8 protein-coding genes and 2 pseudogenes are annotated in these 12018 nt (G+C 39.5%); 1 reads left to right on the top strand and 9 read right to left on the bottom strand.

Going from position 1 to position 12018, the window contains the following annotated elements; translation table 11 throughout:
- Positions 1-168 precede the first annotated feature (168 nt).
- From I3B46_RS18960 to I3B46_RS18945, 4 genes and pseudogenes are all read right to left on the bottom strand, one after another.
- Positions 169-866 (bottom strand): annotated as a pseudogene (locus I3B46_RS18960) (IS1 family transposase).
- Between the two features lie 534 nt (positions 867-1400).
- Entirely contained in the window at positions 1401-1985 is a 585-nt protein-coding gene (locus tag I3B46_RS18955) for an antirestriction protein ArdA (protein WP_004917097.1), read from the bottom strand.
- Between the two features lie 324 nt (positions 1986-2309).
- On the bottom strand, positions 2310-2594 hold the full coding sequence (locus I3B46_RS18950; protein ID WP_008913927.1) for a hypothetical protein: 285 nt from the start codon (positions 2592-2594) through the stop codon (positions 2310-2312).
- Positions 2595-2849: 255 nt separating this feature from the next.
- On the bottom strand, positions 2850-4115 hold the full coding sequence (locus I3B46_RS18945) for a tyrosine-type recombinase/integrase (protein ID WP_163762192.1): 1266 nt from the start codon (positions 4113-4115) through the stop codon (positions 2850-2852).
- Between the two features lie 634 nt (positions 4116-4749).
- On the opposite strand from I3B46_RS18945, the gene I3B46_RS18940 reads away from it, so the two are divergent.
- Positions 4750-5208, top strand: a complete 459-nt coding sequence (locus I3B46_RS18940) for a copper resistance protein NlpE (protein ID WP_121874895.1) — start codon at positions 4750-4752, stop codon at positions 5206-5208.
- Positions 5209-5268: 60 nt separating this feature from the next.
- Here the strand turns inward: I3B46_RS18940 and I3B46_RS18935 are convergent, their stop codons facing one another.
- The 5 genes and pseudogenes from I3B46_RS18935 to tnpC all read right to left on the bottom strand — a co-directional run bounded on the left by I3B46_RS18935 (position 5269) and on the right by tnpC (position 11864).
- Positions 5269-5616 carry a carboxymuconolactone decarboxylase family protein gene (locus tag I3B46_RS18935; RefSeq protein ID WP_121874896.1) on the bottom strand — a complete coding sequence of 116 codons (348 nt, stop codon included), beginning with the start codon at positions 5614-5616 and terminating at the stop codon, positions 5269-5271.
- A 515-nt stretch (positions 5617-6131) separates the two neighbouring features.
- A pseudogene (locus tag I3B46_RS18930) lies at positions 6132-6383 on the bottom strand (transposase); the annotation flags it as partial.
- A gap of 201 nt (positions 6384-6584) precedes the next feature.
- A complete protein-coding gene (locus I3B46_RS18925) occupies positions 6585-8066 on the bottom strand; it encodes a glycoside hydrolase family 1 protein (RefSeq protein ID WP_121874898.1) in 1482 nt (493 codons plus the stop codon).
- A gap of 17 nt (positions 8067-8083) precedes the next feature.
- Complete coding sequence (locus I3B46_RS18920; protein ID WP_121874899.1) at positions 8084-9985, bottom strand: beta-glucoside-specific PTS transporter subunit IIABC; 1902 nt, start codon at positions 9983-9985, stop codon at positions 8084-8086.
- Between the two features lie 472 nt (positions 9986-10457).
- Entirely contained in the window at positions 10458-11864 is a 1407-nt protein-coding gene (tnpC, locus tag I3B46_RS18915) for an IS66 family transposase (RefSeq protein WP_121874909.1), read from the bottom strand.
- Between the last annotated feature and the right edge of the window lie 154 nt (positions 11865-12018).

The raw sequence follows: 12018 nt of genomic DNA, 5'->3' as shown, positions 1-12018 counted from the left end.
TAATCATATGTAGATGGTTAATCACTTCGCTCAAATGAAAAATAATAATTAAAAATAAGTATAAAAAACAAAATAAATATAAATTAATGTTATCAAAAACATAAAATACACTATTTTTATTTAAACTGTTCCATTAAAAATGCGGTCGTGTATTCAATGTGTAGAGTATCATAATAGGTAGTGTTCGCGTTCAATAAATGTGCCGATGATCTTGTCGTGCATCTCTGCTGATTTGGAGTAGCCTAACGTCTTACGATTAAGTCGCTTTAAGCGGTTTCTCAGATTTAAATTCTCTCTTTCTATTCGTTGGGTATAAAATTTATTGGCTACGTGTTTTTGTTTGGGCAATATCTCATAAGCACAGAACTTATCCGTGCACCAAAAAGCTACATTAAACCTAGATAGTAAGGTCAGCAACTGTCGAAGAGTTTCTTTGTTTCGACGACCAAATGTATGAGCAATAATCCGTTTTAGGCGAGGTTCCCAAGCATACCAGAGGCAGCATTGTTGTTTCTTAATTAGCGACAAAAGACCACTGCTCATCGACTTCGCAAAGGAGTTCAATGTGCAAATTATTAAGCGGTCAAGACGTTACCTGTCTCGGCGAGAGCTTTTCAAGTGCGAACGACCGCATTAATGCTGATATGAAGGGCTCTGGCAGTATCACGAATATCCGCATTATTCATCGTGAGGTCGATAATTTTATCTTTGGTACCGGGTTGGCAGACATGATATTCATAATCGAGTTGGAAGCTTCGGCAGCAGTCTTGGCAACGATAACGTTGATGGCCCGAGCTTCCTAACCCATGTTTTTTCACTGAGGAAGTTTGTTGACAAAATGGGCATCTTACATCGATTTTAGCCATAAATATTATCCGGTAAATTACCCTATATTACAGGTTAATCACCGAATTGAATACATAACCAATAATATGATCAGTATATTTCCAATTTATTAGAAGGGGCTAAAAAACGTAACTCAACTATTTTATATAGAAATGACTTTACTATAAAATATAATAATGAGTCTCCTTGTGAGGTAATAATGATTATTTTTAAGGTATAAAAAGTATATTGAAGCATTGGCGACTGGTGAGTTTAAAACTGTCCGTTGAGCAACTTATTTCTGCATATTTACGGGCTGTCCTAGATAAGAACTGGTTTATGATCCACTTCGATGGTCGGATCAATGACCACTTGTAAATAATACATGGGGAACTTACACAAAATTATCTACAGGCTTCACAATAGCCATCTTCACGGATATCCGTAAAGATGGCTTAAAATAGAGTTTAGTTTGATTAACGTTCTAGCTTATGGATGTCATTGGGGGACCACAGCATTCTTTATTTCCCGCCTTAAGGAATGAAAGTAGTTTGACTCTCATTCTGTTATCCTATCTACCCACTCGTATAATAAACATATCCTCCACTGTGAAAAATTCCTCCTTGTTCAAGGTAAACATCACGTCCATAGCGTTCATAGTCAAAGTAATGGGATAAATGACCCAGTTGTGCTAAATCATAACAACCACTTTCTTCTATCCAGTAATAACCTAAATCATATTCATTATTGACCCCCGCTAATTGCTGGAAAGAATCTAAATTATCCGCTAAATGAATTAAATCATGAATTGAACTCGCTGAAGCTCCGATTTCAATTGCCGCCTGATAAAGGTCAATTTCATCAGGCGATAACATGGCTAGTTGTGTGGCTAACTCGTTCAAGTCATCTAAAAGGCTATATTCTGAAATATAGGAAGAAAGGCCATCAATTGAGGATTCATAGTCCGTCAAGAAATACTCTTCATAGTGAATGCCATCAATACCAATACGGGCTAAACAGTATTCGATCTCTTTTGATGTTGCCGGAAGTTCAAGCCACTCACCAACCAGTTCACCTTCGTTATATTTTCCTAAATTCGTGATAAAAACAGAGATAATCCCCGATTTTAGGCATGGGGAAGCCGTCGCTGTTATACGCATATTCGTATCCTATTATTGATGTATTGAGTTTAATTAATGGCGATATTTTGATAAAGGGAGCTATTTCCCTTTAGAAGATGATATTGATATAAAAAGCCAATCAGCTGAAAAACAGACAACTCGCTTTAAAAATGATTAATGACGTTTTAGAGCAGGATAATGAGTCGCTTTACAATCCCGATAACATGTTATGCTTTCTATCATGATCTCAATTTGCGCGGGTTAAAACGAAAAAAGCCCCTGTCCAATAAACTAGGGTCAGTTCAGACTCACAGACTCCTAAGAGATGAAACCCCATCAGGGGTTTCCGTTAACTTATGGCTATCAATCAAACGTGTATTCACACTCGATACATTCATAACGATCAAATACCACGCCATCTAAAGCTGAACCACTCACAGCCCCAGCAGTAGCTCCAGCGACTAAACGTCCAAATAGAGCGCCTACCGCAGCACCAGCAATCGTCCCGACAACAGGAACAGCAGAGCCGATAGACGCTCCAGCTAGTGCGCCGGATACGCCACCAGCAACAGCTCCTGTCTTTTTCCCGATATGACGTTCACGAATGCGAGTTGAATCGCAGGCTGGGCAACGAATGTAATTTTCCATGATAATTTCCTTTTAGGTTGATTTAAAAGCAAAAAAGCCCCTGTCCGTGAGGACAGAGGCTTTCAGTGATAAAGCTTCTTTATTGAATGAGATGTATTACGATAAATCGTGGTGAGTTATCATGCGTTTTGACGATGAAAATTCCCATGAACAATATTGCCACTATTTCTCAATGAATCGATATAGTCGGCATACTACCGTAGTATTCGACTCCTCGTATTGAAAATGGATCTCCTATATGACATGGCTAAAGTTTTAGTGATTCATTGGATTATTCAACTTTGCAAAGTCGAATGGCGAAATCGTATGTTCCCGATTAGCATCCAAATAATCCGCCCACCACTGCACCATTAATCGGCGTTGATCTATATGTTCTGCCTTATGAATATAAGCAGCCCTCACTGAGTTACGTTCTTGGTGGCTCATTTGCCTTTCTACTGCATCCTTCGACCATAAACCTGATTCAACTAATGAACTACACGCCATCGTTCTAAAACCGTGCCCACAAATTTCAGTCTTCGTATCATAGCCCATGACTCGTAAGGCTTTATTGACGGTATTTTCACTCATGGGTTTAAAAGAATTATGAGCGCCCGTTAGGATCAATTCATGCTCACCTGTCCATGTCCAAATTTCTTTCAGTATAGTGATGGCTTGGTGGCTAAGGGGAACTAAATGCGGAGTGCGCATTTTAGCGCCTCTGTGAGAGAATTTAACGCCGGGTATAGGCTTTCGCTGAGCAGGAATAGTCCATAAGGCTTTATCGAAGTCAATTTCAGACCAACGCGCATAACGAAGTTCGCTTGACCTAATAAACACTAATAAATTTAACATCACGGCTAGGCGAGTGACGGGCTGCCCTTTATAAGCATCGATACGGGCAATGAGTTCAGGTAGACGATCAAGATTAAGAGCTGGACGGTGTTGGCGTTGTACAGTCGTTACAGCCCCTGCGGTATCAATAGCAGGGTTATAGCCAATAATACCGGATTGCACCGCATAACGCATGACAGCAGAAATACGTTGCTGTAAACGCGCAGCTATCTCATAAATCTCTTTACTTTCTGCTGCACGGATAGGAATAAGCAGGTCAGGGGTTTTGAGGGTAGTGATATCGCGTAATCCAATATAAGGAAAGACATGCGACTCCAAACTCTTTAAAACCTTTTCACTGTGTGATTCAGACCATTTTTTATTGCTGGCATGCCATTGTCTTGCGATGGTTTCAAAAGAGAGATTAGCATCAGAAGCTGCTTTAGCCACACGTTTTTGTTCGCACGGGTCAATACCGTCAGCAATCAATTTTCTTGCTTCATCACGTTTTAAACGCGCCTCTGATAAAGAGACATCAGGGTATAAACCCAATGCTAAGGTTTTCTCTTTACCTAAGTGGCGATAGCGTAATCGCCAGTACTTAGAACCATTAGTGTGAACCAATAAGTGCAATCCTGAACCATCGGTTAATTTATAGGATTTCACATCGGGTTTCGCCGCCCGAATTTTAGCGTCAGTCAGTGCCATAGTGAGCTTCCTGAAAGATAAAGTGGGTACAAAATTCTATCGAACTAGTGTATACCCGCAATTGTACCCACGCAATGGGGTTGATGTGGGTAGAATCGAGTAGAATTCAGTTGAGTTGAAACTTTGGGAGAGTGTTGATTTTAGCGGGCTTTACAAACAAAAACAGACGTCGGTTGACGTCTGTTGATAATAAGGTGGTGCCCGGACTCAGAATAAAACTCGCAGCATAATTTATTGATATATCTGTAATTATCGAAATCCAAAAACATAAGAGCCCCCGTTAGGGCCCCAAGATGTTTTTGTATTGATTTTGAAGTCGAACAGGGTACTTTTCTGTCGCACCTCAAATTATAGTTTGGGTTCGCAGAGCGGAATCGTACTCGTTACCAACTTCAAGGTGACTTTTTAACATCACTTAATAATTTTAGCATAACTTTACCATATTAATATTCTCCATTGACATTGGTTGATAATAGTAGAGTTCAGATAACGTCATCTAGAGGGTATCAAAGAAAACTCCGTTAAGTAAAAAGTCTGTAACGTATTGGAACTTGTGCGGTATAAATGAGAGAATCTTTTTATCATGATGTATATCGTTATTAATTTTTAATGTGGATTGATAAAAGGAAAAAATATGTTTAAGAGAGCAATTGTTGCGATGATATTCACATTGCCTTTGAGTGCTTGCAGCGAGCAAAAAGAACCTAATCAAATTGCTCCTACCGAGCAGCAGACCGAGCAGAGTGAAGCGTTCAAACAAGCACATCAATCTAACGCGGCTTTAGATTGGGATGGTACTTACACTGGGAAACTACCGTGTGCTGATTGTGAGGGGATTATCTATACATTAACGCTGAACAGTAATGATACTTATACATTGGTTCGGTATTATGAAGGTACTAAAAATAGCAAAGCTGATATTTTGAAAGGTAAAATCCTTTGGAAAGATAATGGTAGCATCATTACGCTGCAAGGCATGGATAATGAACCCAATCAGTTCTTTGTAGGCGAAAATACATTGTTCAAGCTGAATGAGGCCGGAGAGAGAATCAAAGGACCAATGGCTGATCTCTATATGCTGACTAAAAAATAAGATGTTTATTTTTAACTAATAGATGTTTATCAGTAAAAATGGGGCGTAAGCCCCACTTTTTTATTCCATTTTTGAGTTAAACTCTTTAAAAGCCCCCATGGTTTCCGCTGCATACATGGCTGAAGGACCTCCCCCCATAAAAATAGCAACACCGAGTGCCTCAGCCAGCTCTTGCTCGGTAACCCCCAAATCAATTAATTTTTTTGTATGAAAACCAATACATCCATCACAGCGGTTAGCAACAGCAATACCAATAGCAATCAGTTCTTTTGTTTTAGTATCTAACGCACCGTCTTTTGTTCCTGAAGAGACTAACCCTGAAAAGTTTTTCATCACATCAGGAATATGTTGTCCAAGATCAGCTAAATTAGTTGAAATGTTGTGAGTGATCGTTTGGAATTTAGTCATACTGAGTTCCTTTTTTTAGAGAGTCATAAATAAAACGATATGTAATTTTATATAATATATTAATATAAATTAAAAGCGACTACGATTGTATCTTTGAGCTATTTAACTTCATCAAGCCAAAAGGGCGGTATCAACTGGATGATAAAATAGGGCTCATATTTTCTGTCAGTATCCAAAGTGCTTTATTGGGGTTTAATATTTCCATCAATACCATTCACAAAGTGAGTCATCTCATGATATTTACCGTAAAGGGAGATTATATAACGTGTACTGTAGCTATAGTCGTTCGCGTCCAGAAAAGTGGGCGTGCATTTGTTCTGTCAGTACCCACAACGGCTGTTACGCTATCACACACTGCCAATAATTATTTATCGCCAGTGGTGTATGAAAATTCCTTAAGAAAAGTGTCCCGATTTAGTTGCGCAGAACACTCCCAATGTGGGGCGATTGAAATATGCACTACAAAGATAAACACGCTCTAGTCAGATGGGGGATATCGCGAAATGTAGGCAGTTTTTTAGGATTTCTTTCTCCATTTTCAATTGCTTAACATCTTTGCGTAAAGCGAGTAGCTCTTGTCGCTCAAAAAGGGTTAATGCGTTAGGCTTATTTTCGGCTTCATGGTGCTTTCGCCAAGCATAGAGCAGCTTAGTGGTAATTCCGAGCGCATTAGCCGCTTGCTGAACTGTATAGCCTTGTTCGAGGATTAAATTAATCGCTTCTTTTTTAAAACTTTCAGTGTATTGCTTCGATGATATTCGTTTCATATCGACATCTTATTTTAAAGGTAAATATATTCCTTTATCAAAATGTCCACATTTATTAAAGCACAACATAAGAAACTGCATTTTGAAAAATGACAGAAAGGGGCAATGAGTGGAGGTATGAAAAAGAAATCAGCACTTTCAATAATAAAAAAAACCGACTCGTTGAACGAGTCGGGGGCAGGTAAATATAATTAAGGGATATTAATCTAGATTTTCACCATTAGATGCGATGACGCGTTTGTACCAATAAAACGACTCTTTCGGGATCCGTTTCAGTGAACCATTACCTTCATCATCTTGTTCGACATAGATGAAACCGTAACGTTTCGTCATTTGGGACGTTCCACAGCTAATGAGGTCAATACAGCCCCATGTGGTATAACCCATCAAATCAACACCATCACGGATAGCTTCTTTCATGGCGATAATGTGTTCTTTGATGTAATCGATACGGTATGGGTCAGAAACGGTTCCATCCGGATTTAAAGTATCACGTGCACCGAGGCCATTTTCGACCACAAATAGAGGAATACCATAGCGATCCCACAATTTATTCAATGTGATACGTAGTCCGGTTGGGTCAATCGGCCAGCCCCACTCAGATTGAGTTAGGAATGGGTTTTTAATTTTACTCACTAAGTGGCCAGATAATTCTTTTGCATCAGGCCCCCCTTTGGTGACATAAGTCATGTAATAACTCAGTGAGATAAAGTCTGCGATACCTTCTTTAAGCACATTGAAGTCTTCTGGCTCGACCTGAATGTTAATATTATTCTCTTCAAAATAACGCAGCATATACGTAGGGTATTCACCGCGTACACTGACATCTGGGTAGAACAAGTTGATTTGGTCTTCTTTCAGTGCTTGCAGTTGGTCTTCTGGATTACAGCTTTCTGCATAAGTTTCTAATCGGCAAATCATGCAGCCGATTTTTGCATTAGGCATCATCTCTTTACCTAATTTGATTGAAAGTGCACTCGCAACAAACTGGTTATGTGATGCTTGATAAGCGGCTTCTTCAACATTTTTTACCGTGTCAGGTAACGTCCCCGCACCAGTATATAAGCTATTTAGGTTCATGTTCATTTCGTTGAACGTGATCCAGTATTTCACTTTGGATTCATAGCGTTTAAAGCATGTGGTTGCAAACTTAACAAATAAATCAATTAAACGACGATCTTGCCAGCCATTGAATTTTTGTGTCAATGTCAGAGGCATTTCATAGTGAGACAGCGTCACTAACGGCTCAATACCGTATTTTGCCAGTTCATCAAATACGCGATCGTAGAAAGCTAAACCTTTTTCATTAGGCTGCTCATCAATACCGTTAGGGAATACGCGAGCCCATGAAATAGATAAACGGAATACTTTAAAGCCCATTTCAGCGAACAGTGCGATATCTTCTTCATAACGATGATAAAAATCGATACCCCAACGTTTTGGAAATAACACTTTGCATTCAGGTTTTAAATATTCTTCAAGTTCTTTTGACGTGACGTTAAAGGTGAAGTTATTCACGCCGCCATCGGCATACGGATCTTTGTATGCGGCAACATCCGATGTCGAAAGTCCTTTACCGTCTACATCAAACGCCCCTTCAATTTGGTTAGCCGCCGTTGCGCCGCCCCATAAAAAACCTTCTGGAAAACCTACTTTACTGGTATTTTTAGTATCTAATTTCATAATTTCCTCTTTCTAAATCAATTAACGGTGAGCAGTGTGGTTTCATGACTAATGACATGCTGTTGCTCTGTCAGATGTAATGCACTGAACTCGTCAAAGTTGGTTATCAAAACCGGGGTGATTGTTGATAATGAATGTTTATTTATATTTTCAATATCGAACTCGATGAGTAGGTCACCGCATTTAACGAGGTCTTTTTCATTGACATGGAGTGTGAAACCTTCACCATTCAATGAAACAGTATCGATGCCTACATGAATAAGAACGTCCAAACCATCGTTGGTTGTTATGCCGATAGCATGCTTTGAGGGGGTGACCATCGAAACAATCCCATCAGCAGGTGCGTAAACTTTGTTGTCAGAAGGGATGATGGCAATACCATCCCCAATGATCCTATTTGCAAAAACGGTATCAGGAACGTTTTCTAGCGCTAAGGTTTCCCCAGTAATTGGTGCAATCAAACTTAATTCAATATTTTGATTATTATGTTGTTTTTGTATGTTTTTAGGTTCAACACCTATTGTTGACGGTGGTGCATTTTGTTGATTATTAGGAGCAGAGATCCCAGTTTCATCCCATTTTAAAAATAAGGTGATGATGAACGCAGTACTAAAGCTAGCGGCAATGGCGAGGCAGATATACAGAAAGTTGTTTGTACCTGCTTCAACATAAGTTGGTAATGCTGTGATGCCAGGGATACTGAATGCGAAAGCTTTAACCGCAAATGTACCAATTATCCCCCCACCAATCGCACCGCCAACTAAAGCGGCATAAAAGGGTTTCTTGAGGCGTATTGTGACGCCATAAATAGCAGGTTCAGTGATACCAAACACAGCAGATAGGGAGGATGAATATGCGATAGATTTTAATTTGGTATTTTTAGTTTTTATTGCGACAGCTAACGTGGCACCAGCTTGGGCAAGATTGCTGGATAAACTGATTGGTAATAAAACAAAGTCATAACCTAAGGTTTTAAAGTTTGAAAAGGTCGCTGGGAAAAAGGCATAGTGCATTCCGGTTATCACTAATAATGATAAGCACCCCCCCATAATCAATCCCGCAATAGGGCCTGCAACATCAAATAAATAAGAGAATGTTTGCTGTAAGCACTCACCGACGTAATACCCGAGAGGCGCTAAGAGTGAGAGTGTGATGAGTGATGTAATAATCAGAACCAATAATGGTACAAAGATGATTTTCACACTGGCGGGAATAATTTTTTCAACCCATCGATTAATGTAACTTAAGAGCCATACACCTAAGATAATAGGAATTACAGTAAAGTTATAAGTAATATTGGGAATATTAATACCGAAGAAAGAAAGTGCAGGTTCATTCTGGAACATTGGGTAAACCAAAATGAACGCTAAAGTTACGGCAATATATTCATTAGTTTTGAATTTCTTAGCAACGGAAAAAGCTAATAAAATAGGTAAAAAATAGAAAGCCGAATCAGAAATAGTATAAAGAATTCGATATTCAGAACTGCCAGCCTGAATAAAACCTGACATATCAAATAATGCTAATAGACCTTTTAATAAACCGGTTCCAATGATAGCAGGTAAAATAGGTGTAAAAATACCAGAAAGAAAGTCAAAGAAAGTATTAATAAAGTTCTGTTTAGGTTCAATATTGGAGCCTTGCTGATCATCAAGGCTCTCCGTGCTGGTGGAGGGTTCTACAAGTTTGTGTAATTCAGTAAAAACATGGGTGACGTGACTCCCCAAGATCACTTGTAATTGGTTGCCTTGGAAATTAACACCCAGAACCCATGGTATATTACGTAACTCGTCAACGTTAACTAATTCATTGTTATGTAAGTTAAAACGTAAACGTGTAATACAATGCCAATGTTGGCTAATATTCTTTTGCCCACCGATAAGAGCAATAATTTGCTCTGCAACTTGTTTACTTTCCATAAGTACACCTATAAAAAAACCTGAACAACGGCCTCCAAATACACTTGGGGAAATTGTTCAGGTTTATGCCTAGTCTTGCCAGTTACACACCTGTTATTTTGAAGTCAAAGTTGATGCCTGACTTATTTTGATTTTACATTTAGCGCAATCTGTAATACTAATTCTCTATTTTTTCATCAATAACAATGACTTTCTTATCTTTGGTATGGCTAAAAACATCATTGTTATTCATGGTTTTATTCCATCTACACAAAATTTAGATATAAAAAAACCTGAAACAGTGAATACATGACATCACGTTGTTTCAGGTTATTGCCTAGTTGTACTAGTTACATACCTACGTAGCCTTTATAAATTTTTTATGATTAAAAGGCAATTATAGAATAATGGATTTGTGATCTGGACGACAGAGATATAATTTAAAGTCCGAGTTTAATATGTAACTATTCACCCGCAAGCTATTGACGGTGGTTTACACTAGGAATGCTGGCACCTGATAATTCACTTTGAGCATATGGTGTTCGACGATTTCACGTAACCATTTATAGGCTGAGATCTGCTGAAGCTTGGCAGTCTCTATAAGTGAGAACATACGTTCACGGAACAGATCGCCTCTATATGAGCGAGTCACGTAGCAGCACTTTCTCATCAATATATAATTACGCAGGACACGCTCTGCGGCATTGTTCGTTAACGGGCAGTCTGGATCATCCATAAAGCGCCACACCATTGCATCATCAGACATGAGATTTCGGCACCGACCTCGATAACGTTTCGAACATTGATAACTGCCCAGTTTGAGCCAATGAAGCCAGCTTTTTCTTAACCGCCTGAGCCGGCGATAGTATTGGGTTTTGGTGAGCTTCTCTTCGATATATCGGTGATGGCACCTGAACACACTGTGGGCGATCAACGCGAGTTTTTCCCCGATTTTTTGATTTTCAGGACAAACACTCTCCTCAATAGCGATGACGTTTCGTAAGATGTGCGCCCAACATAGTTGCCGTTTTGATTCATCAATGTATTTGTAGGCTGAGTATTGGTCGGTCACTAAAAGGTGTGAAACAGCTTCACCAAGCAATCGCTTAGCCGCATGTTGGTTTCGACCGCTGTTGATTTGGAAAAAGGCAACGTCATTACTCAGGGCTGCCCACATCCAGCGTTTCTCATTATTACGTTGATGCGAGGTTTCATCGGCCATAATCAGTTGAGAGGCTTTGACTGTTTCATGGATTTGCGTATGAGTATCTGCTAAGTACTCCGTTACTCGTCCTTGTGCGGCTGATATCGCACCTGTAGAGAAGTTAAGCTGCAACACATCTTTCAGCATAGATTGTATTTTGCCGATGCTTTGATGGTGCTGCGTCGCTTGGATTGCGATAAAACTATGTAGATTTGGGCCCATCTGAACATCAGAGACATGCTCCGGAAGCTCTGCTTGATGCTTATCACCACACCATGAGCACTCACCTTTGAAGACCTGATGCTCAACAAGTGTGTAAGAGATATCTGGCAAATCAAAAATTTGGTGTCGTTTATAAGGTTTTCTATTTGGAATAACACAACCACCGCAATGGCATGTTTTCTTTGGTAAGTATTGCTCAACCGAGGCACTGTCTTCAATAGGGTGAAGCAGTCGGCGGTGGCCTTTATGACCTGGCTGAGCTCCTGGCTTTTTTCCAGATTTTTTCCGATTCGGCGAAGTATTCTTAGCTTTATTATGCAAAGACTGTTGGGATGACGGCACAGAAGAGTTATGGCTATTTTGGTTTAGTCGGTCTTCAAGTTCGGCCAGCTTATTCCATAGAAAATGGATGATATCTTTCGCCTCTTCAGGCGAATCGAAATCTGGTGGTGGAGGTAGTGTTTTCTTATTCATACCTTCAGATTGCCAGCTCAGAAAGATCACTCAAGTCGAATATGGGATCAAGTTAACCTCGTCACATAACTTTGCTGTCAAGGCATCGCGGGTGAAGAGTTACTTTAATATCTATGTAACGGCCATTTTATATTTTTATAAAATACACCTGAAC

The organism is Providencia sp. 2.29 (genome assembly GCF_015832305.1).
GTDB classification, from domain to species: Bacteria; Pseudomonadota; Gammaproteobacteria; order Enterobacterales; family Enterobacteriaceae; genus Providencia; species Providencia stuartii.
Note: the sequence above shows the minus strand (reverse complement) of the source record. Positions and strands in the feature narration are given on the sequence as shown.